A 25,778-nucleotide genomic window follows, 5' to 3' on the forward strand; every position below is an offset into this window, starting at 1 on the left:
CGTGCGGGGAGCAGCGGCTTCCAGACCTCGCCGCACAAGCGCGGGCGGGAACACCCCCGCGCGTGCAGGGAGCAGGAGTTTCTCGACCCGCGTCGCGGCCGGATACTGGGAACACCCCCGCGCGTGCGGGGAGCAGGGGTCGTGAGCTGGGGTTTTATCCGTCGCTTCGGCGGACTTCGCTTACTTTACTCAGCCGGGCCCTCCGCTCGTTCAGCCTTCGTCAGCGTCGGACCGTTCGGCTCGCCCTCCGCTTCCACCGCACCGGGCTCCGCCTTGGGCGCCGCGACCGCCTCCGCCTCGTCGCCGTCCTCGTCGTTCGCCGGAGGCGGCAGGTCGGGGTCGGCGAAGCCGGGGAGGCCGTCGATCAGTTCGTCGCGTAGGCGGACCGTCGCGTTCAGCTGGCAGAGGACGCCGATGGTGGAGAGCGTCACCCGGTGGATCAGGAGATAGGAGGGTGGCAGGTTGAGGCGTCGGCCCAACTGGTGTGCCGCCGAGCGGGGGTCGGCTATCCGTGCCGCCTGGGTGCGGAGCCATTCCCTGGTGAAGGTGAACTCCTCCACCCGCGCCGGCTCGGTCATCGGGAGTAGGTAGTCCATCACCTCCTCGGGGTCCAGCTCGATCGACTCCTTGGCGAAGCCCTCCTCGCACAGCTCGGCGTAGACCTCGGCCGCCGAGCCGTCCAGCGAGAGCCGCAGTGACCGGCCGATGGCCGGGGGCAGGCCCTCGGGCAGTCGGTTGACCGCGCCGAAGTCCAGCACGCCGAGCCGCCAGCGCTCCACCGGCTCGTCGGCGACGGGGACCAGCCGGAAGTTCCCCGGGTGCGCGTCGGCGTGCAGCAGGCCCGTGCGGGCGGTGCCGGAGAAGAGGAAGCGCGCCAGCAGCTGTCCGGCCCGGTCCCGCTCGGGCCGCTCACCGTCGCCGATCACCTCGGAGAGCGGGATGCCGTCCAGCCACTCGGTGATCAGCAGGCCCTCCCGCTGGCAGACCACCTCGGGTACCACCACGTCCGGGTCGTCGCGGAACGCCTCGGCGCAGATGCGCTGGGAGTCGGCCTCCAGGGCGTAGTCCAGCTCCTCGGCGACCCGGTCGCGCATCTCCTCGATCAGCGGTTTGATGTCGAGTCCCGGGGCCCAGGGAGCGAGGACGCGAGCGAAGCGGCCCAGCTGGGTCAGGTCGGAGAGGAGCGCGGGACCGGCGCCCGGGTACTGGATCTTGACCGCGACCTCGCGGCCGTCCTCCCACACCGCGCGGTGGACCTGGCCGATGGAGGCCGCGGCGGCGGGGCGTTCTTCGAACGACTGGAAGCGTGTGCGCCAGTCCTCGCCCAGCCGCTCCTCCATCGCCCTCACCACCGAGCCGGCCGGCATCGGGGGAGCGGCTTCCTGGAGCTTGGTGAGCGCGGCCCGGTAGGGGCCCGCCACGGTCTCGGGGAGGGCTGACTCGAAGACCGAGAGGGCCTGGCCGACCTTCATGGCGCCGCCCTTCAGTTCGCCGAGCACCGTGAACAGCTGCTGGGCGGTGCGCTGCTGGAGCTCCTGGCCGACCAGCTCGGCGGAGCGCCCGCCGATCCGCTTCCCCAACCCCCAGGTCGCCCGACCGGCGAAGCCCAGTGGCAGGGTGGCCAGCTTCGCGGTCCTGGTCACCGCCTTGCGGGGTAGATCAGACATGTCCCCTCCAACTCCCGGCGATCGCACGGCCGTCGCGCGAGGTCTCCCGTTCATTGTGGACCCGTCGAGGCCGGCGGGTGTGCGGGCCCGTCGTGGGCCGCCGCTCCGCAGGAGCACTCGGGGTGCGGCGCGTAGGTCCGGGTGGTGCTCGTGGGCCCGGGGAGCACGTACTCGGTCCTGCCGTGCGGGGGGAGCGTGAACTGGCCGTCGAGGAACGCGAGTGCGGCGCACGCGGTCAGCCCGGCGACGGCGGTGGCCAGGGCGGTGTCGCAGGCGGGGACTCCGGGGCCGCGGCCGTTGCGCCACTGGGCGACGAGGAGTGGCCAGGAGGGCTCGTCGTCGCTGAGGTTCCGCAGCAGGCACTCGGCGCAGGAGCTGGTGCCCGGCAGCACCAGCGGCCCGACGAAGCCCGTCGCCTCCACCACGCCCACGTACAGATGGGGGGTGCGGGAGGCCATCAGGTCCTCCGCGCGGACGGGATCGGGCACATAGGCGGCGAGGCCGTCCCGGGGAGCCATGATCACCAGCTCGGGGCCGCGTCGCTCCGAAGTCGGTACGCGCCGCCAGGGACGCAGCGAGCGCACCAGGGCCTGGGCGGCCGTCGCGCGGCGCTCGCCGACGCAGCCGGGGCGGAGCCCGGCGGGGGCGGTGTCCATCGGGGTGACCCGTCCGCCGTCCGTCACCTCGACCCTGCCGACACCGGCCTGGGAGAGCGCGCCGGCGATGGCGGCGCCCACCCGGCCCGCGCCGCGGACCAGCACCCGTGCCGTGCGGCGGCGGGTCCAGGCGCGCAGCCCGCCGCCCGGGGGCACGTGGAGCAGGGAGAGCGCGGCGAGGTCGGGGCGCATGGACTCGGTGACCTCCTTCGCCGCCTCGGGCTCCGCCGTCGCGTCGTCGAGCACGCCCGCCAGCGCCAGCCGCTCGGTGACCCGGTCCGCGGTCTCGGCCCCGAGCCCCAGCGAGGCCGCCGCGTCCCGCAGCGCCGGCAGCCCGCGGGTGCCGTCGAGCAGCGAGAGGAAGCTCTCCGTCGTGTTGTCCACCGGGCCGACGAGCACGGAATGCGCGGGGGTGACCCCGTAGCGGACGGTCTTCTGGTCCCGCCAGCCGCGGCGCAGCGAAGGCTTGATCATCGGATGCATCGGGATTGCCCCCCTTCGAGCCCCTGCGGGCTCTCGGCTCACTGTCGGGCCCCATCATGACGGGAACAGAGCGGACGTGCGGAAAGTTATCCACAGGAAGCAGAGATAATCGTATAAATCATTGGTATTCGGAAGTTGTCCTCCCATGGCGCCGCCCACTCGACGGCAGGCGAGCGGGACATATCCGGCTTCCACCGGGTAACGTCGACTTGTGTCCGCCGACCCGCTGAACAGCGCCGGCCCACCGCAGCGCGCGTCCTCGGTGGGACAGGTCGCGCTGGGCGGCGACCGGTCGGAGCCGGTCGAGGTGCGCCGCAGCTCACGGCGTCGCCGCACGGTCTCCGCCTACCGCGAGCCCGACCGCACCGTGGTGCTGATCCCCGCGCGGATGACCGTGGAGGAGGAGCGCCGCTGGGTGCGGGTGATGCTGGAGAAGCTGGCCGCCCAGGAGGAGCGGCGGACGCTCGACGACGAGGACCTGCTGCGCCGCGCCCGCGAGCTGTCCGCGCGGTACTTCGAGGGGCGCGCGCGACCGGACAGCGTGCGCTGGGTCACGAACCAGAACGCCCGCTGGGGCTCGTGCACGCCGGCGCTCGGCACCATCAGACTCTCGCACCGGCTCCAGGGGATGCCCGAGTACGTCATCGACTACGTGCTGCTGCACGAGCTGGCCCATCTGCTGGTTCCCGGTCACGGCCCCGGCTTCTGGGAGCTTTTGGAGCGCTATCCGCGCACGGAGCGCGCACGCGGCTTCCTGGAGGGCGTCGTCGCCGCCGAGCGGCTTCCGCACAGCCCCTGCCCGACCCGGGACTGACCGGGCCACGGCCACTGTCCGTGGCATTGGCTACGCTGGCGGAGCCGTAGTGCAGTAAGCGAATGGGGGACGGTCGTTACCGATGGTGACGCAATTCAAGCGCGGCCAGAAGGCGCGCCTCAGTGATCTGACCCTGGGTACCGACCTCTACGTCGGTGTCCGGATAGCCGGGCCGGGGATGGTCTTCGACATCAGCTGCTTCGGCCTCGACGCGGCCGAACAGCTCTCCGACGACCGGTACTTCGTCTTCTACAACCAGCCGGCCTCGCCCGAGGGCTCGCTCCAGCTGCTCGGCGCGCAGGCCGGGGACACGGAGTCGTTCCGCGTCACGCTCGACCGGGTGCCCGAGGCGATCGACCGCCTGGCCTTCACCGCCACCATCGACGGGGAGGGGACGATGTCCCAGGCCGCCCCCGGGTATCTGCGGATCGTCGCCGGCGGCGAGGAGGTCGCCCGCTACTCGTTCGACGGTTCGGAGTTCTCCTCCGAACGCGCGCTGATGATCGGCGACTTCTACCGCAAGGACGGCTGGCGGTTCGCCGCCGTCGGGCAGGGGTTCGACGGAGGGTTGGCGGCTCTCCTGCGGCACTTCGGTGGCGAGGTCGAGGAGGACGAGCCGGAGCCCGAGCCGCTTGGCGCGGCGCCCGGGTTCGCGCCTCCCGGGTTCGCGCCTCCCGGCGGACAGCCGCCCGCGCCCCCCACCTTCGCGCCGCCCGGTGGCGCGGCGCCCCCGCCCTCGCCCGCCGCCCCGGCGGCGCCCCAGCCGCCGATGCCGGCTCCGTCGGCCGCGCCCGTCGCGCCCCCGGCGCCGCCCGCGCCCCATGTCCAGCCGCCGGTCCAGCCCCCGGGGCAACCACCGCAGCCGCCCCCGCTGTCCGCCGGTCAACCGTCGGGGCCGCCCCCGTTCGGACAGCAACCGCCGCCGGGGCCCGGCCAGGCGCAGCTTCCGCCGATACCCCGGGGTACGGGCGACCTCGTCGGGGTGCTCGACAAGTACCGGGCGGCGGACGCCGGTGAGCGTTGGAGCCTGCAGAACCCGCAGCTGGTACGGGCCGACCTCGGCCTCGACGGGCAGCCGGTGATGGCGCGCCAGGGCGCCATGGTGCTCTACGAGGGCGACGTCGAGTTCGGCTTCAAGGGCGGCGGCTTCAAGCGGCGGATGGTCGCCGGTGCCACCGGCGAGGGGTTCCCCTCGTTGATGCGTTGCACCGGCAACGGCCGGGTCTATCTCGCGGAGGACGCCACCCGGCTCTTCCCCGTCGAGCTCCAGGGCGACGCGATCTGCGTCTCCTCCCAGCACGTTCTCGCGTTCGACGAGTCGCTCAGCTACGACGTGCGGCGGATCGACGGTCACGGGCTGCCGGGCGGCAGCCTCTTCGCGCTCCAGTTCTCCGGTCACGGCACCCTCGTGCTGACCACCCACGGCGAGCCCCTGGTGCTGCCGGTCACCGCCATGACCTTCGCCGACGCGAACGCGCTGGTCGCCTGGTCCTCAGGCGCCCAGGTGCTGGTGGCCAACCAGGTCCGGCTGCGCCGGCACGCGTATCCGGGGGACACGGGGGAGAGCACCCAGCTCCAGTTCCGCGGCGCCCCGGGAAACTTCGTGATCGTCCAGCCCTACGAGATCTGACAGGAGCCGGTGATGGACCAGCGGATGACCGCGGGGTACGCCCCGACCGCGCCGGCGGCGCGCATGGAGAACCACGGGCCCACCATGGCGAGCGTGGCCCTGCGCACCGGCCAGGACCTCCTGGCCAGGGCGGGCTCCATGGTGGCCTACGAGGGCTATGTGCAGTACGAGTCCAACCCCTCGGCCGTGGGACGCGCCGTCGCCGGCCGGCTGACCGGCGAGAGCGTGCCCCTGATGCGCTGCCACGGCGACGGCCAGCTCTATCTCGCCGACTACGGCGCCCACGTGCTCTGCCTCCCGCTGAACGGGCAGAACGTCTCGGTCAACGCCACCAACGTGCTCGCCTTCGACGCCCACCTGGAGTGGGGCGTCCAACGGGTCAAGGGCATCGCGAAGTTCGCCGGGCAGGGCCTGTTCAACTTGGGCATATCGGGCGACGGCTGGGTCGCCATCACCAGCCGCGGCACACCCGTGGTGGTGGACTGCGGCCGGAGCGGCGGCGAGACCTATGTGGACCCGGACGCGCTGGTCGCCTGGTCGACCGGCCTTGAGGTGCGGGGCAAGCGCAGCTTCAAGGCCAGCTCGCTGATCGGCAGGGGGAGCGGCGAGGCCTATCAACTCGGCTTCTCCGGCCAGGGCTTCGTGATCGTGCAGCCCAGCGAGGACAGCACCGAGCGCCTCAGCGGCGCGCAGAACTGACGGGGGAGCGGCGAGATGCTGAGTCCGATCTTCAACAACGCGGCCCAACCGACCGAGGAGCGCTTCGCGCTCCAGGGCGCGCACACGCTGCGCGTCAACCTCGCCGGCGACCAGGACGTCGTCGCACGGGCCGGCAGCATGGTGGCGTTCGAGGGGATGGTGGAGTTCGACGGCGAGTACCAGTCCCACCACCAGCGGCACAGCCAGATGATGACCGGCGAGGTGCTGCCCCTGATGCGCTGCTTCGGGCAGGGCGTGGTCTATCTGGCCAACCTGGCGCAGCACGTCCACGTGCTCGACGTCGACCACGAGGGCCTGACCGTGGACAGCGGCTATGTGCTGGCCATGGACGCCCATCTGCACTGGGACATCGTCTCGGTCGAGAGCCAGCACGGCATCCCGGGCGTCGGGGCCTACAACACGCTGATCACCGGTCAGGGCCGGGTCGCCATCACCACCTCGGGCAGCCCGCTGGTGCTGCGGGTCACCCCGCAGCAGCTGTGCAGCGTGGACGCCGACGCGGTGGTGGCCTGGTCCTCCTCGCTGCGCGTCCAGATGCAGGCACAGACCAGCAGCAAGTCCATCTGGCGCCGCCGGGGCACCACCGGCGAGGGCTGGGAGCTGAACTTCATGGGCGACGGGCACGTGGTGGTGCAGCCGAGCGAGCTGCTGCCGCCGCAGCAGACGTCGTTCGGCCAGCGGTTGCAGTTCCAGCAGGGACAGGGCCCGGGGTTGGGGCAGGGCGGGGCCTGGGGGCCGCGCTGAGACCGGACGCGCGGGGGCGCGCCGGGCTCACAGCAGCCCGCGCGCCCCGGCGACCAGCCGTCGCACCGAGTGGTCGGGGAGCCGCTCGGCCTCGGCGAAGCCGAACCACCGCAGATCCGTCGACTCCTCACTGATCACGGGCGTCGCCCCGACCGGCGCCAACGCCGCGTACTGCACGTCGAGATGGGTGGCGCACGGTGTGTCGTGCCGGTCGAGCCGGACCGGCGCGGGCAGCAGCCGCAGCCCGTCGATGCCCGACTCCTCCGTGGCCTCCCGCAGCGCGGCGCCGGCCAGCGAATCGTCCTCCCGCTCGCAGTGCCCGCCGGTCTGGAGCCAGCGGCCGATCTTGCGGTGCAGCGTCAGCAGCACCCGGCCGCCCTCCGCGTCCACCACCAGCGCGCTGGCCGTCAGATGCCCGGAGGCGCAGCTCTTCCACATGCCGTCCGGGTGCGCCGCCAGATGCGCCGCGTACTCCTGGCGCAGCGCGTCCTGGCCCGTACTCGGTGCCGCCCAGTCGTCCAGCACCCGGGCGGCGTCCTCGCGGAGCGCGCTCACTCGGCCCGACCTCCCCCGCGCGGCCCCTCGCCGTCCTCGTCTCCCTCGGTCGCCGGTCCCGACGGGTCGGCGGACTCCTCCGGCCCGTCCCCGGCCCCGCCCTCCGGCCCGTTCTCCGACCTGTCCTTCGCCCTGTCCTTCGGCCCGTTCTCCGCCCCGTCCTTCGCCTCGTCCTTCGACAGCCGCGAGCCGCCCTCCCGCTCGCCGGCCGCCTCGCCCAACAGCTCGTCCAGCTCGGAGAAGTCCAACTGCTCGCGGTGGACGAAGCCGTCCGGGTCGTCCAGGTCACGCGCCGTCGGCAGCATGTCGGGGTGGGTCCACAGGGCGTCCCTGCCCTGGGCGCCCCTGGCGTCCGTCAACGACGCCCACAGCCGCGCCGCGTCCCGCAGCCGGCGCGGACGCAGCTCAAGTCCGATCAGCGTGGCGAAGGTCTGCTCCGCCGGACCGCCGGAGGCGCGGCGCCTGCGCAGCGTCTCGCGCAGCGCCGAAGCGGACGGCAGATGCGGCTCGGCCGCCGCGTGCACCACTGCGTCCACCCAGCCCTCGACCAGCGCGAGCGCCGTCTCCAACCGGGCCAGCGCGGCCTTCTGCTCCGGGGTGTCCTCCGGCTCGAACAGGCCCTGCTGGAGCTTCTCCTGAAGCTCCTCGGGACGGCTCGGGTCGATCTGCCCGACCAGCCCCTCCAGCTTCGCCGTGTCCACCTGGATGCCGCGCGCGTACCCGTCCACCGCGCCGAACAGGTGCGAACGCAGCCACGGCACGTGCGAGAAGAGGCGCTGGTGCGCCGCCTCGCGCAGCGCCAGATAGAGCCTGACCTCCTCCTCGGGGACCCCGAGGCCACGGCCGAGCGCCGCGACGTTCTGCGGGAGCAGCGCCGCCTTGCCCGCCGGGCCGAGCGGCAGCCCGATGTCCGTCGAGCCGACGACCTCGCCCGCCAGCGCGCCGACCGCCTGCCCGATCTGCGTGCCGAACATGGCGCCGCCCATGGAACGCATCACGCCCATCAACGGCCCCGCCATGGCCCGCATCTCCTCGGGCAGCACCTGGCTCATCGCGCCGCCGACCCGCTCGGCCACCGGGTCGACCAGCTCCCGCCAGACCGGCAGCGTCGCCTCGACCCACTCGGCCCGGCTCCACGCCACCGTCGACGTGGCGCCCGACGGCAGCGAGGTGACGCCGTCCAGCCAGAGGTCGGCCAGCCGCACCGCCTCCCGCGCCTGCTCGGTCTCCTGCGTGCTCACCGAGCGGTCCTTCGAACCGTCCTGGGCGCCCTGGGAAACGGTCTGGCGCGCGACGTTCTGCGCCAGCTCCCAGTTGACCGGGCCGCTGTCGTTGGACAGCATCTGGCCCAGCTGCTGGAAGGCGGCGCCCAGGTCCTGCGGGTTCATCCCGCCGGCGCCGAAGAGCGCGGACAGCGGGTTGTCGGCGGGGCCCTGGCCGCCGGGACCCCGGTTCTTGCCGGAATCGCCGTCCTCCGGCTCCTGCGGGAGGCCGAATCCGAATGGAAAGTCACTCACGGGAATCCTCGGCTCTTGTCATCGGACGTCGTCGGAAACGGAAGCGGACGCGCCCGGCATTCGCTGGTCCGTGCCCCCAGCCTAGACACCTCTCAGGCAGGATGGGCGTGCGCACGTCGTACTGGAACAACCGCTGGAGAGGCCTCGTGAGTTCCCCGGAACCAGCCGTTCGCGCACCGCGAAACGGGTCAACCGCCCCCCTGACCGTCGCGGTGACCGGCGCGGCGAGAGGGCTCGGCGCCCGTCTCACCGAGCGGTTGCTCGACGTCCCCGAGGTGCGGCGCGTCCTCGCGCTGGACGAACGGCTCGGTGAGGCCAGGGGCGCCGAGTGGCACACGCTGGACGTGCGCGACCCGGCCATCGCCGACCTGCTGCGCACCTCGGGCGCGACCAGGGACGCCGAGGCGGACGACCCGGGGCAGGACGAGCCGGCGACCGCCCCCGTCGACGTCCTGGTGCACCTGGCGCTCGACCTGGACGTGGAGGCCGACCCCGTCGCCCGTACCGCGTTCAACGTGCGTGGCACGCAGACCGTGCTCACCGCCGCCGCCGCGGCCGGGGTGCGCAGGGTCGTGCTCTGCACCTCCGCGATGGTCTACGGCGCCCTGCCGGACAACGACGTGCCGCTCGCCGAGGACGCCGAGCTGCGCGCGACCGAGGACGCCACCTGCGTCGGCGACCTGCTGGAGATCGAACGGCTCGCCCAGCGCGCGCCCCGCGCACACCCGGGGCTCAACGTCACGGTCCTGCGCCCCTCCGTGCTCGTCGGCGGCACCGACACCGCGCTCACCCGCTACTTCGAGTCCCCCCGGCTGCTGGTGGTGGCCGGGTCCCGCCCGCGCTGGCAGTTCTGCCATGTGGACGACCTGGTCAGCGCGTTGGAGCTGGCGGTGCTTGAGAAGGTCGAAGGCGAGCTGGCGGTCGGCTGCGACGGCTGGCTGGAGCAGGAGGAGGTCGAGGAGCTGTCCGGCATCCGCCGGATGGAGCTGCCGCCCTCCGTCGCGCTCGGCGCGGCGACCCGGCTCCACCGGCTGGGCCTGACGCCCTCCCCGGCAGGCGACCTCGCCTACACCATGCATCCGTGGGTGGTCAGCGGCAGCCGGCTCTACGAGGCGGGCTGGCGGCCGACGTGGAGCAACGAGGAGGTGCTGGCGGAGCTGCTGGCCGAGGTGTCGGGGCGGCACACGGTGGTGGGTCGCCGGTTGGGCCGCAAGGACGCGGCGACCACGCTGGGTGCCGCCGGCGCGACCGTCGCCCTGGTCGGCACCGCGGCGCTGGTGCGCCGCGCTCGGCGGGCCCGCCGCAGATGACCGCGCGGCCATGGGAGATCATGGGGACATGACCACCGAGGACCCGGTCCGGCTGCTGGCCCTGCGTGAGACGCCGCTCTCGGTCGACGAGGTCCAGCGGGCCGTCGCCGACGACGCCGCCGGCGGCGTCGTTCTCTTCGTCGGCACCGTGCGGGACCACGACGGGCATCCGGAGGACGCCGCCGTCACCGCTCTGGAGTACTCGGCGCATCCGACGGCGGAGGCCGAGCTGCGCCGGGTCGCCGAGGACGTGGTGGCCGGGTTCCCCGGCTGCGCGGTGGCCGCGACGCACCGGGTCGGCGCGCTGGCCGTGGGAGACGTGGCCGTCGTGGTGGCCGTTTCGGCGGCCCACAGGGGCGAGGCGTTCGCCGCCTCGCGCCGGCTGATCGACGACCTCAAGCGCCGCGTTCCGATCTGGAAGCACCAGCGGTTCGCCGACGGTGGTGAGGAGTGGGTGGGGGCCGGCGAGCGCCGCTCGGCGGGCTCCGCTCCGGTTGCGTAACCAGGGGAGCCGGCCGAGCGTTGGAGTGACGACGCAGTGGTCGGTGCAGGTGGGAGGTAGGAGATGGCGGTTCTCGTCTGGTTGTTGATCCCGGTCGCCGGAGGGGTGGTCGCGGGCATATGGAGCGCGTGGGCGACCCGACGTGGCAACGCGGGGCGCAATGTCAGGGACAGCGTCGGGGTGCGGGGGTACGAGGCCTTCCGCGCCGCGATGGAACGGGCCCCGGCCGACGGCTGACAGTGCCGTCACGTACTGTCAAGCCATGCCACGCCGCACCGCGACTCTGCTGACATCGGTTCTGTTGCTGATCGGGATGCTCTGCGCCGGGGTGTTGATCCAGGTGCCCTACGCGGAGATGTCCCCCGGCCCGACGGTGAACACGCTCGGCGACCACGACGGCGAGCCCGTGCTGAGCGTGGACGGCGAGGAGACCTACGAGTCCAGCGGCCATCTGAACATGACGACGGTCAGGGTCACCGGCATCAACTACCGGATGAACCTGCTGGAGGCGGTGCACGGCTGGCTCGCCGACGACCGGGCCGTGGTGCCGCACGAGACGCTCTATCCGGAGGACGTCTCGGCCGACCAGGTCGAGGAGCGGAACGCGGAGGAGTTCACCCAGTCGCAGGAGAGCGCCAAGGTCGTGGCGCTGCGCGCACTGGGGTACGACGTTCCGGAGCAGACGGTGGTGGCCGCCGTCGTCGAGGACAGCCCGGCGCAGGACGCGCTGCACGCGGGGGACGCGATCATCGCGGTCGACGGCACCGAGGTCACCGAGCCGGGGCAGGTCGCCGAGCTGGTGACCCGGCACGAGCCGGGCGAGGACGTGGTGTTCAGCGTCGTTCCGGCCGAGCAGGCCCAGGAGGCGATGAACGGCGGGGGCGAGCTGCCGGAGGAGACCAGCGAGGTCACGGTCACCACGGGGGAGGCCCCCGACGACCAGCGGGCGATCGTCGGCATCCAGGCGGGACTCGCCTTCTCGCTGCCGTTCGAGGTGGACATCAAGCTGGCCGACGTGGGCGGCCCGAGCGCGGGGCTGATGTTCGCGCTGGGGCTGATGGACCGGCTCACCGAGGAGGACCTGACCGGCGGCGAGTTCGTCGCCGGCACGGGCACCATCGACGACCAGGGCGTGGTCGGCCCGATCGGCGGGATCTCGATGAAGATCATCGCGGCCCGGGAGGCCGGCGCCGAGTACTTCCTGACCCCCAGTGAGAACTGCGCCACCGCCGCCGAGCACGTGCCGGACGGGCTGACGCTGGTGGAGGTCGACACCCTCGACGACGCCCTGGCGGCGCTGGAGTCGATACGCGGGGGCGACACCGACCGGCTCACGGAGTGCGAGACCGCCGGATAGCGGCCCCCGCACCCCGTCGCCCGGCCGGCGTCGCCCGCCACCGCGCCGCGCGCACGCGCCGGCCGGCGGCTCTGTCGGGCAGGTGGCTCAGTCGGAGAAGGTGACGGCCAGCGCGTCGGCGAGCCCGGGCACCAGCTCGGGGCCGGTGAGCACCTCGGTCTCGCTGTCCTTCTCCCGCAGCCGCACCGCCGACTCCCGCCGCCCGTCGCGCAGTACGGCCACGGTCAGCCGGACCTCGCGGCGCTCGGGGTGTTCGGCGACCCAGCGCTCCAGGCCCCGCTCGTCGAGGTCGTCGGGCGCGGCCTCCTCGGCGGAGGGCGGCAGCATCAGCCGCTCCACGGTCATCGCGCAGCCGGCGACCGCGTCCGGCCAGGCGATGGTCGCGAGGAACTCGTCCAGCGGCACGTCGGGCGGGAGCTCGTCCTGCTCCACGGGGGTCAGGCCCCCGTCGGCCGACTCGCCCAGGTCGAGCCGCTCGGCGAGTTCGGGCTCCTCGGCGCGCAGCCGCACGGTGTCGACCAGCGCGAAGAGTTGGGCGGGGCGGTCCCAGCCGAGTCCGGCGGCGTAGGAGTCGATCTCCAGGACGGTCCTGGTGAGCGGTTCGGCCGCCAGTGGGGTCGCGGCGGGTGCGTCGGGGCGATTGTTGTCCATGGGCATATCGTGCCGTCTCACCCCCCGAAAACGGGAACCGAGTAAAGGTTGAGTAAGTTAGTTCAGTGGGCCGTTCTGTGGACTGGCCCGGCTTCAGATCCCGCGAATCTTTGAGGTGCGCACCTTGGCTTTCCAGATGCCGGACCGGGGCTCGGGCTCGGGCCGCCCCAACGGTCCGAACGGACCCAGAGGACCAAGAGGCCCGGGAGGGCCGAGGTTCAGTGTCGGCCGCCCGTCCCGAGGGGCCAGGACGCTGCTGATCACAGCGGCGATCCTGGCCGCGTTGGCCATCCTCTTCGCCATGTTCGCGGGGTTCTGGACGGACTGGCTGTGGTACCGCTCCGTGGCCTACACGAGCGTGTACCGCACCCAGATGTTCACCCGGGCCGTGATGTTCACCGTCTTCGGTGTGCTGATGGCCGTCGCGGTCGCCTTCAACATCTGGCTGGCGCACCGGCTCAGGCCGCCGCTGAGCGCGATGTCCATGGAGCAGCAGAACCTGGACCGCTACCGGATGAGCATCGCCCCCTTCAAGAAGTGGGTGGTGCTGGCGGTCGCGGCGGTCATCGGTCTGATCGCGGGCGGCTCCGCCTCCAGCCAGTGGCGCACCTGGCTTCAGTGGATCAACGGCGAGTCGTTCGGGGTCACCGACCCGCAGTTCGGCAAGGACGTGTCGTTCTTCGCGTTCGACTACCCCTTCTACCGCTTCCTGCTGGGCTTCGGCTTCGCGGTCGTGGTGCTCTCGGCGTTGGCCGCCGCGCTCACCCACTACCTCTACGGCGGCATCCGGCTGACCACCCCCGGCAGCCGGATCACCCAGTCGGCGACCGGCCATCTGTCGGTGCTGGTGGGCCTCTTCGTGGCGCTGAAGGCGGTCGCGTACTGGTTCGACCGGTACGGACTCGCGTTGAAGAGCGGTGACTTCCGGGACAACGAGGGCTGGACGGGCCTGCGTTACGTCGACGCCAACGCGTATCTGCCGGCGAAGACGATCCTGGCGATCATCGCGGCGATCTGCGCGGTGCTCTTCTTCGCCACCCTGTGGCGCCGCGGCTGGCAGCTGCCGGTCATCGGCCTCGGCCTGATGGTGCTCTCGGCGGTCCTGATCGGCGGCGTCTACCCGGCGCTCGTCCAGCAGTTCCAGGTCAAGCCGAACGAGCAGGCCAAGGAGACTCCGTACATCCAGAAGCACATGGAGTCGACGACCCAGGCCTACGACATCGCCGACGCACAAGTCGAGGACTACTCGGGCCAGAGCGAGGCGGAGGCGGAGGAGCTGCGGAACGCGGTCTCCGACACCGCCAGCATCCGCCTGCTCGACCCGAGCGTCGTCTCGCCGGCGTTCCAGCAGATCCAGCAGGTCAGGGGCTACTACCAGTTCTCGCCGACGCTGGACGTCGACCGCTACTCGATCGAAGACTCCGAGCAGGACACCGTGGTGGGCCTGCGGGAGATGAACGTCAACAACGCTCCCGAGCGGAACTGGATCAACGACCACTTCCGCTACACCCACGGCTTCGGCATGGTGGCGGCGAGCGGCACCGACATCCTCTCCAACGGCCAGCCGGACTTCCTGGAGCGCGACCTGCCGCCCGAGGGCGACCTCGGCGACTACGAGCCGCGGGTGTACTTCGGCGAGTACACCACCCAGTACTCGATCGTGGGCGGTCCGCAGCAGGAGATCGACTACGCGGGCGAGGACGGCGAGGTCGAGTACAGCTACTCGGGCGACGCCGGCGTCAACCTGGACAACTACTTCAACCGCGCCGCCTACGCCCTGACGATGGGCGAGCCGCAGATCCTCTACTCGGGGGCGATCGGCGAGGGTTCGCGCATCCTGTACAACAGGACGCCGAAGGAGCGGGTCGAGGCGGTGGCGCCGTGGCTGACCATCGACGGCGACCCGTACCCGGCGGTGGTCGACGGCCGCATCCAGTGGATCGTGGACGCCTACACCACGACCAACGGCTATCCGTACTCCTCGCGCACCACGCTCGGGGACGTCACCGAGACGTCGTTGACGGAGAACCAGGGCGAGGTCATCGCCCAGGAGAACAACGTCAACTACATCAGGAACTCGGTGAAGGCCACCGTCGACGCCTACTCGGGCTCGGTGGAGCTGTACGAGTGGGACACCGAGGACCCGGTCCTGAAGACCTGGCGCAACGCGTTCCCCGACACCGTCCAGGACCGCGAGCAGATCAGCGAGGAGCTGATGGACCACCTGCGGTACCCGCAGGATCTGTTCAAGGTCCAGCGTGAGCTGCTCCAGCGTTACCACGTGGACAACGCGGGCCAGTTCTACTCGGGTTCGGAGCGGTGGGCCGTCCCCGACGACCCGACGCACCAGGGCCAGACGGTGCCGCCGTACTACCTGAGCATGAAGATGCCCGACCAGGACGGGCAGGTCTTCTCGCTGACGACCACGTTCACGCCACTCAACCGCGACACCCTCGCGGCGTACATGGCGGTCGAGGCGGACGCGAGAAGCGACGACTACGGCAAGATGAGAATCCTGACCCTGCCGTCCAACACGACGGTCTGGGGTCCACAGCAGGTGCAGAGCCGGTTCAACTCCGATCCGGAGATCGCCGAGAGCATCAACCTGCTCTCCAGAGGCGATTCCGAGGTGGAGTACGGCAACCTGCTGACCGTGCCACTGGAGGGCGGTCTGCTCTACGTCGAGCCGGTCTACGTGCGTGGTGCGGGCACCAACTACCCGCTGCTGCGGCGCGTTCTGGTGACCTACGGCGAGACCACCGCCTTCGAGGACACTCTTGAGGACGCGTTGGACGTCGTCTTCGGGGTCACCGAATCCGGTGAGGAACCGGAGGAGACACCACCCCCGGAAGAGGGTGAGGAGGAGCCGCCGCCGGACGGCGAGGCGACCGTTCAGGAGTCCATCGAGGAGGCCCAGCAGGCCTGGGAGGACAGCGAGCAGGCGCTCCAGAACGGCGACTGGGAGGCCTTCGGCGAGGCCCAGGCGCGTCTGGAGGAGGCTCTGGACCAGCTGGGCGGCCAGGACCCGGCACGCAACGAGGAGGAGGAGACCCCGCCCGACGAGGAGTCGTCACCCGACGCCAACTCCTAGTCCGATAAGGGACGTTGAACGCGTCCTCGGGGAGTTCGTCCCGTGGGGCCCGGTGCCGTGTGACGGCGCCGGGCCCCGGCGTTTTCCGGCCTACTTCGCTGTCGTCACGCACCGTGCATCCCGGATGCGTCGTGACGGCGGTGGTCCGAGGTGCGGACGGGAGGGATGGGAGCCGCGGGTGGGGGGAACGTCAACCCCGGGGCGCTGTTCGGCGTTCGTACAGGTGTAGTGCCGGCCCTGATTGTCGGTGGCAGGGGCCATACTGCGTGACGAATCTCGATAACTCCCCACCGGCGACGGTGTTTGGGTGTATCCATATCGGGAAGTCGACAAAACGTCGAAGTGACTTCACGGGGCGCGGTATACCAGGTGTACGCAGGTTTCGGGTGGTGCGACTATGGACCTTATGGGGGACAAGGCCGGGTTCGAGAGCAGTCGAGCCGCCGCTCAGGAGGGCGCGCGGCTGCTGCGGCTTGGCGACCTGGACGGGGCGGAGGCGCCGTTGCGGGAGGCGGCGGTGGATGGCGAGCGGTCGGCCGCCAACAATCTGGGCGTACTGCTGCACCAGTCGGGGCGTGCCCACGAGGCGGCGGAGTGGTGGCGGATCGCGGCGGTGGCGGGCTCGGCGCCGGCCGCGCACGCGCTGGGACGGTACTGCCGCGAGCGCGGTGACGAGGTGACGGCCGAGTTCTGGCTGCGCCAGGCGGCGGAGTCCGGGCACGCCTCGGGCGCCTTCGCGCTGGGCGACCTGCTGGACCACAGGGGCAACGCCGAGGCGGCGCGCTGGTTCCTGGCGGCGGCCGAGGGCGGCCACCGGGAGGGCGCCTACCGGTACGGCTGTCTGCTGGCCGAGGCCGAGGAGGCGGCCGGCGAGCCGTGGTTCCGGCAGGCGGCGGCGCGCGGGCACCGGCGGGCCGCGCTGCGGCTAGGCGCGCTGCTGGAGCGGCGCGGCGAGAGCGCGGAGGCGGGGCGCTGGTACCTGGAGGCGGCCGAGTCCGGCGAGGCGCGGGCGGCCAGCGCGTTGGGCTTCCTGCTGAACGACTCGGGTGACGAGGACGGCGCCGAGACCTGGTGGCGGGTGGCGGCCCAGGCGGGCGAGGGGCCCGCGGCCAACGCCCTGGGCGCGCTGTACGCGCGGCGCGGCCAGCGGCAGGAGGCGCAGCGCTGGTACCGGGCCGCGGTCGAGGCCGGGGACATCAACGGCGCGTTCAACCTGGCGCTGCTGAGCGCCGGTCAGGGGCGCACGGCCCAGGCCGAGCAGTGGTACCGGAGGGCGGCCTACGCGGGCCACCGCGAGGCGGCCAACGCGCTCGCCGTGCTGCTGTTGCAGCGGGGCGACGCGGACGGCGCCGAGCCGTGGTTCTCGAAGGCGGCCGAGGCGGGCAGTGTGGACGCCGCGTTCAACCTCGGCATCCTCTACGCGGGGCGCGACCAGGAGGAGGCCGCCGGGCGGTGGTACCGCAGGGCGGCCGAGGCCGGGCACGCCGAGGCGGCGCTGCAGCTGGCCGTCGGGCTGCTGCGGTCGACGGCCGGCGGCACCGAGCTGGGGCGCGCGCGGAAGTGGCTGCAGCAGGCGGCCGAGGGCGGCAGCGTCGAGGGCGCCTTCCGGCTGGCGGTGCTGCTGGAGCGGATCGACGGCGCCCCGGAGCAGGGTGCCGAGCCCATGGAGTGCGAGCACTGGTACGAGCGGGCGGCCGAGCAGGGCCACCGTCGGGCGCAGGTGCGTCTGGGGATGTGCGCGGCGGCCAGGGACGACGTGGTGACGGCGGCTCGTTGGTACCGGGAGTCGGCGGAGGCCGGCAGCCGCAACGGCGCGTTCAACCTGGGGCTGCTGCTGGCCCGTGAGGGCAGCGAGCCGGAGGCGGCGCTGTGGTGGCGGCGCGCGGCCGAGGCCGGGCACGGCCGGGCGGCGCTGCGGCTGGCGCTGTTGGCGTCCCGGCGCGGCGACCTGACCGAGGGGGACGCGTGGTGCGCCCGGGCGATCGAGCTGGGTCCGGCCGAGGTGGCCGAGCGGGCGGCGCGGTTGCGGGACGCGTTGGCGCAGGAGTTGACGGCCTGACGCGGGAGTTGAGGGCCTGAGGGCGCCGGACGTGGCGCGCCTTCAGACGGTGGGGCGTGTCCGGTGACGGGCGCGCCCCACCGCGCGTACGACGGCGCGCGGGGGCGCGTTCAACGGGCCCGCTCGGCGTCGGCCGCGGCGAAGGCGCCCAGGGCCATGCGGTGCAGCAGCCCGGCCGTCTCGTCGCGGTCGGGCAGCGCGGTGGGGCGGGAGAGGCGGCGGGTGGCGTTGAGCAGCCCGAAGACGGCGTGCACACAGGCGCGGGCGCGCGCGGGCGGGAGCGCGGGGTAGACGCCGCGCACCACCTCGACCCACAGCTCCAGATACTGCCGCTGGAGCTGGCGCACCTGGCGGCGGTCGTCCTCGCGCAGCCGGTCCAGCTCCCGGTCGTGGAGGGTGATCAGGTCGCGGTCGTCGAGGGCGAAGTCGATGTGCCCGGCGACCAGCGCGTCCAGTGCGGCGCGCGGCGGTTCGCCGGCCGCCTCCGCCTCGGCGACCCGCTGCCGGCCGCCGTCCCGCAGCCGGGTGGAGATGCCGACCAGCAACTCGGTGAGCATGGCGTCCTTGCCGGCGAAGTGCCGGTAGAGCGCCGGGCCGCTGATGCCGACGGCGGCGCCTATCTCGTCGACGCCCACGCCGTGGAAGCCGTGCGCGGCGAACAGCCTCGACGCCTCCCGCAGAATCTGCTCGCGGCGCGCGAGCCGCGTGGAGGTCGAGGAACCGGACGAAGCGTGCTGCTCGCTCATAAAGGTATTGTAGACACGGTGGTTAGCGCCCGTTAACCTGACCGGTATGCGGCAGGCACCGACGCTCAGCAGCACCGTTGATCCCGCCTCGGAGGCGTACCAGGCGCACGAGGCGGTGCACCGGGAACGCGCCGCCCGGCTCCGCGAGAAGCTGGCGGTCGCCCGCCTCGGCGGCGGCGAGCGGGCACGTGCGCGCCATCTCGCGCGGGGCAAGCTGCTGCCGCGCGACCGGGTGGACACCCTTCTGGACCCGGGCTCGCCCTTCCTCGAACTGGCCCCGCTGGCCGCCGAAGGGCTCTACGAGGGGCAGGCGCCGGCCGCGGGCGTGATCGCCGGCATCGGCCGGGTCAGCGGTCGCGAGGTGATGATCGTCGCCAACGACGCGACGGTGAAGGGCGGCACCTACTACCCGCTGACGGTCAAGAAGCACCTGCGCGCCCAGGAGGTGGCTCTGGAGAACCGGCTGCCCTGCGTCTACCTGGTGGACTCGGGGGGCGCCTTCCTGCCGATGCAGGACGAGGTCTTCCCCGACCGGGACCACTTCGGCCGGATCTTCTACCACCAGGCCCGGATGTCCGCCGAGGGCATCCCGCAGATCGCCGCCGTGCTCGGTTCCTGTACCGCGGGGGGCGCCTATGTGCCGGCGATGAGCGACGAGGCCGTGATCGTGCGCGGCCAGGGCACGATCTTCCTCGGCGGCCCGCCGCTGGTGAAGGCCGCGACCGGCGAGGAGGTCACCGCCGAGGAGCTGGGCGGCGGCGAGGTGCACTCCCGCGCCTCCGGCGTGACCGACCATCTGGCGGAGGACGACGCCCACGCGCTGCGCATCGTGCGCACCATCGTCGACACCCTGCCCGCCAGGGGCCCGCTGCCCTGGTCGGTGGAGCCCGTCGAGCCGCCGGCGCTGGACCCGGCCGGCCTCTACGGCGCGGTGCCGGCCGACCCCCGCACCCCCTACGACGTGCGGGAGGTGATCGCGCGGCTGGTGGACGGCTCGCGGTTCCAGGAGTTCAAGGCCGAGTTCGGCCAGACCCTGGTCACCGGCTTCGCCCGGCTGCACGGCCACCCGGTGGGCGTGGTGGCCAACAACGGCATTCTCTTCTCCGAGTCGGCGCAGAAGGGCGCGCACTTCGTGCAGCTCTGCGACCAGCGCGGCATCCCGCTGCTCTTCCTCCAGAACATCGCCGGCTTCATGGTCGGCCGGGCCTACGAGGCGGGCGGCATCGCCAAGCACGGCGCCAAGATGGTCACCGCCGTGGCCTGCGCCAGGGTCCCGAAGCTGACGGTGGTCATCGGCGGCTCCTACGGCGCGGGGAACTACTCGATGTGCGGCCGGGCCTACTCGCCGCGTTTCCTGTGGATGTGGCCGGGCGCCAAGATCTCCGTGATGGGCGGCGAGCAGGCCGCCTCCGTGCTGGCCACCGTCAAGCGCGACCAGCTGGCCGCCGCGGGCGAGGAGTGGTCGGGGGAGGACGAGGCGGCGTTCCGCGCGCCGATCAGGGAGCGCTACGAGGCGCAGGGCGACGCCTACTACGCGACCGCCCGCCTCTGGGACGACGGCGTGATCGACCCGTTGGAGACCCGGACCGTGCTGGGGCTGGCGCTGACCGCCTGCGCCAACGCGCCGTTGAGCGACGCCGGCTTCGGCGTCTTCCGGATGTGAGGGGCAGCCGATGAGCCGAACGGACAGCCAGCGCACCGACTTCGACACGGTGCTGGTCGCCAACCGGGGCGAGATCGCGGTGCGGATCATCCGCACCCTGCGCCGCCTCGGCCTCACCTCGGTCGCCGTGCACAGCGACGCCGACGCCGGCGCCCGCCACGTCGCCGAGGCCGACGTGGCGGTGCGGCTCGGCCCGGCGCCGGCCGTCGACAGCTATCTGCACGTCGAACGGCTGCTGGAGGCCGCCGCGCGCACCGGGGCCGGGGCCGTGCACCCCGGGTACGGCTTTCTCGCGGAGAACGCGGCCTTCGCCCGGGCCGTCACGGGCGCCGGGCTCGCCTTCGTGGGGCCGCCCGCCGAGGCGATCGAGGTGATGGGCGACAAGATCCGCGCCAAGGAGGCCGTCTCCGCGGCCGGCGTTCCCGTGGTGCCCGGCGGGCACGGCGACGATCTGCTCGCGGTGGCACGCGAGTTGGGGATGCCGGTGCTGCTCAAGCCGTCGGCTGGCGGCGGCGGCAAGGGGATGCGGCTGGTCCGCGACGCCGCGCTGCTGGCCGAGGAGATCGAGGGGGCCCGACGCACCGCCCGCTCCGCGTTCGGCGACGACACCCTGCTGGTCGAACGGTGGATCGACCGGCCGCGCCACATCGAGGTCCAGGTGCTGGCCGACGGCTCCGGCCGGGTGCTGCACCTCGGCGAGCGCGAGTGCTCGCTGCAACGCCGCCACCAGAAGATCGTCGAGGAGGCGCCCAGCCCGCTGCTGGACGAGGCGACCAGGGAGGCGATGGGCCGGGCCGCCGTGCGGGCCGCCGAGGCGTGCGGGTACCGGGGCGCCGGCACGGTGGAGTTCATCGTGGCGGGTCACGGGACCGGCGGCGAGCACTACTTCATGGAGATGAACACCAGGCTCCAGGTGGAGCACCCGGTGACCGAGCTGGTGACCGGGCTCGACCTGGTCGAGTGGCAGCTGCGGGTCGCCGCCGGCGAGAGGCTGCCGTTCGCCCAGGACGAGATCTCCCTCGCCGGCCACGCCGTCGAGGCCCGGATCTGCGCCGAGACCGCCAGGATCAGCGGGGTGGGCGAGGAACGACGGGTGGACTTTCTGCCCTCCTCCGGGCCGCTGCTGCTGGTCGAGGAGCCGGCCGGCGAGGGCGTCCGGGTGGACTCCGGGATCGCCACCGGCACCGAGGTCGGCGCGCACTACGATCCGCTGCTGGCCAAGGTCGTCGCGCACGGGCCCGACCGCCCCACCGCGCTGCGCCGGCTGCGGGCGGCCCTGCGGCGCACCACGGTCCTCGGCGTGGAGACCAACACGGCGTTTCTGCGGGCCCTGTTGGATCATCCGGAGGTCAGGTCCGGCGCGCTGCACACCGGGCTGGTCGACGCCGACGCGGCCGACCTGCTGCCGGGCGCCGTTCCCGAGGAGGTGTACGCCGCCGCCGCGCTGCTGCGCCAGGCGGCGCGGACGCCGGCGGCCGGGGCGGCCGGCTGGGTCGACCCGTTCGACGCGCCCTCCGGCTGGCGGCTGGGCGGCGCGCCGGCGGCCACCCCGCACCGGCTGCGCGCCGGCGGCGCCGAGCCGGTCACCGTGTGGGTGACGGGCGCGCCCGGGGACTCCGTGCGGATCGGCGAGGGGGAACGGACGCCGGCCAGGCTGGTGGGCGCCGGCGCGCACGAGGCGCGCGTGGAGTACGACGGGCGCGTGTTGACCTTCACGCACGCCCCCGTGCCGGGCGGGCGCTGGCTCGGCCTGGACGGCGGCTCCTGGCGGCTGCTCGACCACGACCCGGTGGCCTCACGCGCCACGGCCGGGGGCGCCGGCGGCGAGTCGTTGACCGCGCCCATGCCCGGCACCGTCACGGTGGTCAAGGCGGCCGTCGGCGAGGCGGTGACGGCCGGTCAGAGCCTGCTGGTGGTGGAGGCGATGAAGATGGAACACCCGATCACCGCGCCGCACGACGGCACGGTCACGGCCCTGGAGGTCACCGTCGGCGACACGGTCGCCATGGACCAGACGCTGGCGACGGTGACCGCGGTCACCGCCGGGGCCCCCGGGGGGGAACGATGACGCTCGGCACGTTGCCCCGCCGGGTCCGCGTCCACGAGGTGGGCCCGCGCGACGGCCTGCAGAACGAGTCGGCGGTGGTTCCCGTCGAGGTCAAGGCCGAGCTGGTGCGCCGACTGGTCGCCGCGGGGCTGGACACCGTCGAGGTCACCAGCTTCGTCCACCCGCGCTGGGTGCCCCAACTCGCGGACGCCGGCGAGCTGTTCCCCCTGGTCAGCGACTTGCCGGCGCGGCTGCCCGTGCTGGTGCCCAACGAGCGGGGGCTCGACCGCGCCCTGGAGCTGGGCGCCCGCGAGGTCGCCGTCTTCGCCTCCGTCACCGAGTCCTTCGCGCGGGCCAACCTCAACCGCACCGTCGAGGAGTCGCTGGCCATGTTCGCGCCGGTGGTGGCCAGGGCGAACGCGGCCGGCGTCCCGGTGCGCGGCTATCTGTCGATGTGCTTCGGCGACCCGTGGGAGGGCGCCGTCCCGCCCGCGCGGGTGGCCGAGGTCGCCGGCAAACTCGCCGAGTTGGGCTGCGGTGAGCTGAGCCTCGGCGACACCATCGGGGTCGCCACCCCGGGGCAGGTGGTCGACGTGCTGGGCGCGCTCGACGCCGCCGGGCTGGCCGCCGACCGGCTCGCCGTCCACTTCCACGACACCTACGGGCAGGCCCTGGCCAACACCCTGACCGCCCTCCAGCACGGCGTCACCACCGTCGACGCCTCCGCCGGCGGCCTCGGCGGCTGCCCGTTCGCCGGCAGCGCCACCGGCAACCTCGCCACCGAGGACCTGCTGTGGATGCTCGACGGGCTCGGCGTGGAGACCGGCGTCGACCTCGACGCGCTGGTCGCCACGAGCCGCTGGCTCGCCGGGCGGCTCGGTCGCCCCAGCCCCTCCCGTACGGTCACCGCGCTGACCGCGTCCGCCGGCGAGGAGCCCCCCGACTCCCACGAGGAGACCTGAGGGGCACCGAGGAGCCCAGAGAAGCCCCACGAAGGAGCCACCCATGCCCCTGGACCACCGCCTCAGCCCCGAGCACGAGCAGCTGCGCCGCACCGTCGAGGCGTTCGCGCACGACGTGGTCGCGCCCAAGATCGGCGCGTTCTACGAGCGCCACGAGTTCCCCTACGACATCGTCCGCGAGATGGCGCGGATGGGGCTCTTCGGGCTGCCGTTCCCCGAGGAGTACGGCGGGATGGGCGGCGACTACCTCGCGCTGTGCCTGGCGATCGAGGAGCTGGCCAGGGTCGACTCGTCGGTGGCGATCACCCTGGAGGCCGGCGTCTCGCTGGGCGCCATGCCGATCTTCCGCTTCGGCACCGAGGAGCAGCGCCGCCGCTGGCTGCCGGCGCTCTGCTCGGGCGAGTCACTGGGGGCGTTCGGGCTGACCGAGCCGGAGTGCGGCTCGGACGCCTCCGGCACCCGCACCACGGCCGTGCGGGACGGCGGGGAGTGGGTGATCAACGGCACCAAGAGCTTCATCACCAACTCGGGCACCGACATCACCGGCCTGATCACGGCGACGGCCGTCACCGGGCGCAAGCCGGACGGCGCCCCGCTGATCTCCACCGTCATCGTGCCCTCCGGCACCCCGGGGCTGACCGTCGCGCCCGGCTACTCCAAGGTGGGGTGGAACGCCTCCGACACCCACGAGCTGTCCTTCTCCGACGTGCGGGTCCCCGAGAGCCATCTGCTGGGCGCGGAGGGGCGGGGCTACGCCCAGTTCCTGAGCATCCTCGACGAGGGGCGGATCGCGATCGCCGCGCTGGCCACGGGGCTCGCCCAGGGCTGTGTCGACGAGTCGGTGCGCTACGCCGGCGAACGGGTCGCCTTCGGCCGGCCGATCGGGGAGAACCAGGCGATCGAGTTCAAGCTGGCCGACATGGCGACCCGGGCGTACACCTCGCGGATCGCCTGGCGCGACGCGGCGTCCCGGCTGGTGGCCGGCGAGCCGTTCAAGACCGAGGCGGCCATGGCCAAGCTGCACGCCTCGGAGAACGCGGTGACCAACGCCCGCGAGGCCACCCAGATCCACGGCGGCTACGGCTTCATGAACGAGTACCCGGTCGCCCGGATGTGGCGGGACGCCAAGATTCTGGAGATCGGCGAGGGCACCAGCGAGGTACAGCGCATGTTGATCGCGCGCCACCTCAGGGGGGCCTGACCGTTCCGCGGGGCGGGGTCAACGTGCCGGGTGCGCGCCCCCGTTGGCTCACCCCTGCCCCGCGGGGCGGCCCCGACTGGAAGAATCGGGACATGGTCGCCATGGCAGAGATCAGTCAACCGTCCGGCGCGTGGTACTTCGAGGGCGACGCGCTCCGCATCGTCCCCGGCCACGGCAAGGGCGTCCATCTGCTGCGTTCCTCGTTCGGCGAGGTGCGGGTACCGCTCGAAGCGGTCGCCTCGGTCTCCCACGAGTCCGGGCGCAAGAGCGGACGGCTGCGGCTGCGGCTGCGGGACGGCGCCGACCCGCTGGTCCAGGCGACCGGGGGGCGGCTGCCCGACGCGGCCGACCCGTACCAGCTGGAGGTGGCGCGTGACCGTTCCGGCGTCGCGGAGTACCTGGTCGACGAGATTCGCAACGCGCTGCTGCTCGAACAGGTGGCCAGCGGGCCCTGCGACCGCTATCTGCTGCCGGGCCCCGGCGTTCCGTTGACGCTGCACGGCTCCGACGGCGAGGTGACCTTCGACGGGGAGCAGCTGCGGATCACCTGGGGATGGGGCGCCGAGGAGAGCAAGAAGAGCGCGGGGCCGCGCGCGCTCGCCCTCGACGACCTGGCCGAGATCCAGTGGGCCCCGCCGGTCGGCTGGGAGAACGGCTTCGTGCGCTTCCGCCCCAAGGGCGTGGCCCCGGCCTCGGTGAAGCCGACGCACGACCCCAACACCGTGGTGCTGTGGGGGTTGCGCATGGCCAAGGACATCGCGGAGTCCGCGTTGCTGACCGCCGCCGTGCTGGCCCGGCTGCCGCACCCCTCCGGCGTTCCGGCCGGCCCCTCGCTGGCCAAGCCGCCGGCCGCCGCCGCGCTGCCGGCGGGCGAGGGCGCCGACCAGGACACGATCCTGCGGCGGCTGCGCGAGCTCGGGGAGTTGCACCGTTCGGGGGTGCTCACCGACGAGGAGTTCGCCGCCGCCAAGAAGGCCATGATCGACCGGCTCTAGCGGGCTTTCGAGCGACTTACGACACGTCCGTGCCCGATATCGGGCAGGAATGTTGCGAAAGCCTCCCCCGCTCCGCAGTATCGAGGGGTGCCCGAACGTCGATCACCCCACGAGGACCTCGTGGACCACCTGGTGCGCAGCACGCCCCTCGGGCGTGGCGAAGCCGCCCGCGTGGTCCTCGATGTGCTGGCGTATTTCGACGAGACCACCGAGGAGTTCGTTCGGCGGCGGCACCGGGAGCTACGCGCCAGGGGCCTGACCAACGAGGCGATCTTCGAACGCGTCGCGGAGGAGCTCCCGCACCGCGCGGTGGCCCCGCCGGCGCTCTCGCTGCGGCAGCTGCGCCGGATCGTCTACGGATGACGAACGGCCGTCAACCACGCCCCGGCGACGACGGGGGACACGGGC

At 72.9% G+C, this 25,778-nt stretch carries 22 protein-coding genes and 1 CRISPR repeat array (1 of these 23 cut by a window edge); of the genes, 16 read left to right on the forward strand and 6 right to left on the reverse strand.

The features are described 5' to 3' along the window. Positions 1–136: direct repeats of the CRISPR family, unit length 29 nt; unit sequence GGGAACACCCCCGCGCGTGCGGGGAGCAG (it extends 137 nt beyond the left edge of the window). Between the two features lie 49 nt (positions 137–185). Both FH715_RS05970 and FH715_RS05975 read right to left on the reverse strand, forming a co-directional pair. Then, positions 186–1,667 (reverse strand): ABC1 kinase family protein, encoded by a 1,482-nt coding sequence (locus FH715_RS05970; protein ID WP_139641452.1) that lies wholly within the window; start codon positions 1,665–1,667, stop codon positions 186–188. A gap of 50 nt (positions 1,668–1,717) precedes the next feature. Beyond that, positions 1,718–2,797, reverse strand: a complete 1,080-nt coding sequence (locus FH715_RS05975) for a ThiF family adenylyltransferase (RefSeq protein ID WP_170184644.1) — start codon at positions 2,795–2,797, stop codon at positions 1,718–1,720. A gap of 220 nt (positions 2,798–3,017) precedes the next feature. Here FH715_RS05975 and FH715_RS05980 point away from each other — a divergent pair, with 220 nt between their 5' ends. From FH715_RS05980 to FH715_RS05995, 4 genes are all read left to right on the forward strand, one after another. After that, the gene (locus FH715_RS05980) at positions 3,018–3,620 is read left to right on the forward strand and encodes a M48 metallopeptidase family protein (protein WP_139641457.1); all 603 of its coding nucleotides are present in this window, start codon (positions 3,018–3,020) and stop codon (positions 3,618–3,620) included. An 82-nt stretch (positions 3,621–3,702) separates the two neighbouring features. After that, positions 3,703–5,250 carry a TerD family protein gene (locus FH715_RS05985; RefSeq protein ID WP_139641459.1) on the forward strand — a complete coding sequence of 516 codons (1,548 nt, stop codon included), beginning with the start codon at positions 3,703–3,705 and terminating at the stop codon, positions 5,248–5,250. 12 nt (positions 5,251–5,262) lie between these two features. Next, positions 5,263–5,949, forward strand: a complete 687-nt coding sequence (locus FH715_RS05990) for an AIM24 family protein (protein ID WP_139641461.1) — start codon at positions 5,263–5,265, stop codon at positions 5,947–5,949. Positions 5,950–5,964: 15 nt separating this feature from the next. Continuing rightward, positions 5,965–6,714 carry an AIM24 family protein gene (locus FH715_RS05995; protein WP_139641463.1) on the forward strand — a complete coding sequence of 250 codons (750 nt, stop codon included), beginning with the start codon at positions 5,965–5,967 and terminating at the stop codon, positions 6,712–6,714. Positions 6,715–6,741: 27 nt separating this feature from the next. Here the strand turns inward: FH715_RS05995 and FH715_RS06000 are convergent, their stop codons facing one another. Together FH715_RS06000 and FH715_RS06005 are read right to left on the reverse strand one after the other, a co-directional pair. Beyond that, complete coding sequence (locus tag FH715_RS06000) at positions 6,742–7,269, reverse strand: NUDIX hydrolase (protein WP_139641465.1); 528 nt, start codon at positions 7,267–7,269, stop codon at positions 6,742–6,744. Then, the gene (locus tag FH715_RS06005) at positions 7,266–8,786 is read right to left on the reverse strand and encodes a zinc-dependent metalloprotease (RefSeq protein WP_139641467.1); all 1,521 of its coding nucleotides are present in this window, start codon (positions 8,784–8,786) and stop codon (positions 7,266–7,268) included. The genes FH715_RS06000 and FH715_RS06005 overlap by 4 nt, the downstream gene beginning before the upstream one ends. Positions 8,787–8,932: 146 nt before the next feature. Between FH715_RS06005 and FH715_RS06010 the strand changes: the two genes are divergently transcribed. The 4 genes from FH715_RS06010 to FH715_RS06020 all read left to right on the forward strand — a co-directional run bounded on the left by FH715_RS06010 (position 8,933) and on the right by FH715_RS06020 (position 11,955). Then, positions 8,933–10,096, forward strand: coding sequence for an NAD-dependent epimerase/dehydratase family protein (locus tag FH715_RS06010; RefSeq protein WP_139641469.1), 1,164 nt, complete (start codon positions 8,933–8,935; stop codon positions 10,094–10,096). 28 nt (positions 10,097–10,124) lie between these two features. Further along, complete coding sequence (locus tag FH715_RS06015; RefSeq protein WP_139641471.1) at positions 10,125–10,598, forward strand: molybdenum cofactor biosynthesis protein MoaE; 474 nt, start codon at positions 10,125–10,127, stop codon at positions 10,596–10,598. A gap of 63 nt (positions 10,599–10,661) precedes the next feature. Beyond that, positions 10,662–10,835 carry a hypothetical protein gene (locus tag FH715_RS28090; protein ID WP_170184645.1) on the forward strand — a complete coding sequence of 58 codons (174 nt, stop codon included), beginning with the start codon at positions 10,662–10,664 and terminating at the stop codon, positions 10,833–10,835. Positions 10,836–10,860: 25 nt separating this feature from the next. After that, a complete protein-coding gene (locus FH715_RS06020) occupies positions 10,861–11,955 on the forward strand; it encodes a YlbL family protein (protein ID WP_139641473.1) in 1,095 nt (364 codons plus the stop codon). 87 nt (positions 11,956–12,042) lie between these two features. On the opposite strand, the gene FH715_RS06025 is transcribed toward FH715_RS06020, so the two are convergent. Beyond that, on the reverse strand, positions 12,043–12,606 hold the full coding sequence (locus FH715_RS06025) for a PPA1309 family protein (protein ID WP_139641475.1): 564 nt from the start codon (positions 12,604–12,606) through the stop codon (positions 12,043–12,045). 259 nt (positions 12,607–12,865) lie between these two features. Here FH715_RS06025 and FH715_RS06030 point away from each other — a divergent pair, with 259 nt between their 5' ends. Beyond that, positions 12,866–15,697 carry a UPF0182 family membrane protein gene (locus FH715_RS06030; RefSeq protein WP_139641746.1) on the forward strand — a complete coding sequence of 944 codons (2,832 nt, stop codon included), beginning with the start codon at positions 12,866–12,868 and terminating at the stop codon, positions 15,695–15,697. Between the two features lie 406 nt (positions 15,698–16,103). After that, positions 16,104–17,756 (forward strand): tetratricopeptide repeat protein, encoded by a 1,653-nt coding sequence (locus tag FH715_RS06035; RefSeq protein ID WP_139641477.1) that lies wholly within the window; start codon positions 16,104–16,106, stop codon positions 17,754–17,756. A 110-nt stretch (positions 17,757–17,866) separates the two neighbouring features. Here FH715_RS06035 and FH715_RS06040 read toward each other — a convergent pair whose 3' ends face one another. Further along, entirely contained in the window at positions 17,867–18,502 is a 636-nt protein-coding gene (locus FH715_RS06040; RefSeq protein WP_139641479.1) for an SACE_7040 family transcriptional regulator, read from the reverse strand. Positions 18,503–18,548: 46 nt separating this feature from the next. Between FH715_RS06040 and FH715_RS06045 the strand changes: the two genes are divergently transcribed. The 6 genes from FH715_RS06045 (at position 18,549) to FH715_RS06070 (ending at position 25,733) form a co-directional block, all read left to right on the forward strand. Then, positions 18,549–20,165: a carboxyl transferase domain-containing protein gene (locus FH715_RS06045; protein WP_139641481.1), complete on the forward strand. Its 1,617-nt coding sequence runs from the start codon at positions 18,549–18,551 to the stop codon at positions 20,163–20,165. Positions 20,166–20,175: 10 nt separating this feature from the next. Further along, a complete protein-coding gene (locus tag FH715_RS06050; protein WP_139641483.1) occupies positions 20,176–22,233 on the forward strand; it encodes an acetyl/propionyl/methylcrotonyl-CoA carboxylase subunit alpha in 2,058 nt (685 codons plus the stop codon). Then, on the forward strand, positions 22,230–23,174 hold the full coding sequence (locus tag FH715_RS06055; protein ID WP_139641486.1) for a hydroxymethylglutaryl-CoA lyase: 945 nt from the start codon (positions 22,230–22,232) through the stop codon (positions 23,172–23,174). The genes FH715_RS06050 and FH715_RS06055 overlap by 4 nt, the downstream gene beginning before the upstream one ends. Positions 23,175–23,217: 43 nt before the next feature. After that, complete coding sequence (locus FH715_RS06060; RefSeq protein ID WP_139641488.1) at positions 23,218–24,375, forward strand: acyl-CoA dehydrogenase family protein; 1,158 nt, start codon at positions 23,218–23,220, stop codon at positions 24,373–24,375. Positions 24,376–24,476: 101 nt separating this feature from the next. Continuing rightward, positions 24,477–25,370: a DUF4429 domain-containing protein gene (locus FH715_RS06065; RefSeq protein ID WP_139641747.1), complete on the forward strand. Its 894-nt coding sequence runs from the start codon at positions 24,477–24,479 to the stop codon at positions 25,368–25,370. 87 nt (positions 25,371–25,457) lie between these two features. Further along, positions 25,458–25,733, forward strand: a complete 276-nt coding sequence (locus FH715_RS06070; protein ID WP_097229763.1) for a hypothetical protein — start codon at positions 25,458–25,460, stop codon at positions 25,731–25,733. Positions 25,734–25,778 lie beyond the last annotated feature (45 nt).

The sequence above is a fragment of the Streptomyces sedi genome (assembly GCF_006335015.1).
Taxonomy (GTDB): domain Bacteria; phylum Actinomycetota; class Actinomycetes; order Streptomycetales; family Streptomycetaceae; genus Streptomyces; species Streptomyces sedi.

Excerpts from the sequence above, each read along its gene's own strand:
- FH715_RS06060 (WP_139641488.1), top strand. The coding sequence starts at position 23,218 with ATGCCCCTGGACCACCGCCTCAGCCCCGAGCACGAGCAGCTGCGCCGC.
- FH715_RS06055 (WP_139641486.1), top strand. The coding sequence starts at position 22,230 with ATGACGCTCGGCACGTTGCCCCGCCGGGTCCGCGTCCACGAGGTGGGC.
- FH715_RS05990 (WP_139641461.1), top strand. The coding sequence starts at position 5,263 with ATGGACCAGCGGATGACCGCGGGGTACGCCCCGACCGCGCCGGCGGCG.
- FH715_RS06015 (WP_139641471.1), top strand. The coding sequence starts at position 10,125 with ATGACCACCGAGGACCCGGTCCGGCTGCTGGCCCTGCGTGAGACGCCG.
- FH715_RS06035 (WP_139641477.1), top strand. The coding sequence starts at position 16,104 with ATGGGGGACAAGGCCGGGTTCGAGAGCAGTCGAGCCGCCGCTCAGGAG.
- FH715_RS06025 (WP_139641475.1), bottom strand. The coding sequence starts at position 12,606 with ATGGACAACAATCGCCCCGACGCACCCGCCGCGACCCCACTGGCGGCC.
- FH715_RS05975 (WP_170184644.1), bottom strand. The coding sequence starts at position 2,797 with ATGATCAAGCCTTCGCTGCGCCGCGGCTGGCGGGACCAGAAGACCGTC.
- FH715_RS05970 (WP_139641452.1), bottom strand. The coding sequence starts at position 1,667 with ATGTCTGATCTACCCCGCAAGGCGGTGACCAGGACCGCGAAGCTGGCC.
- FH715_RS06065 (WP_139641747.1), top strand. The coding sequence starts at position 24,477 with ATGGCAGAGATCAGTCAACCGTCCGGCGCGTGGTACTTCGAGGGCGAC.
- FH715_RS06050 (WP_139641483.1), top strand. The coding sequence starts at position 20,176 with ATGAGCCGAACGGACAGCCAGCGCACCGACTTCGACACGGTGCTGGTC.
- FH715_RS06020 (WP_139641473.1), top strand. The coding sequence starts at position 10,861 with ATGCCACGCCGCACCGCGACTCTGCTGACATCGGTTCTGTTGCTGATC.
- FH715_RS05985 (WP_139641459.1), top strand. The coding sequence starts at position 3,703 with ATGGTGACGCAATTCAAGCGCGGCCAGAAGGCGCGCCTCAGTGATCTG.
- FH715_RS06045 (WP_139641481.1), top strand. The coding sequence starts at position 18,549 with ATGCGGCAGGCACCGACGCTCAGCAGCACCGTTGATCCCGCCTCGGAG.
- FH715_RS06040 (WP_139641479.1), bottom strand. The coding sequence starts at position 18,502 with ATGAGCGAGCAGCACGCTTCGTCCGGTTCCTCGACCTCCACGCGGCTC.
- FH715_RS28090 (WP_170184645.1), top strand. The coding sequence starts at position 10,662 with ATGGCGGTTCTCGTCTGGTTGTTGATCCCGGTCGCCGGAGGGGTGGTC.
- FH715_RS05995 (WP_139641463.1), top strand. The coding sequence starts at position 5,965 with ATGCTGAGTCCGATCTTCAACAACGCGGCCCAACCGACCGAGGAGCGC.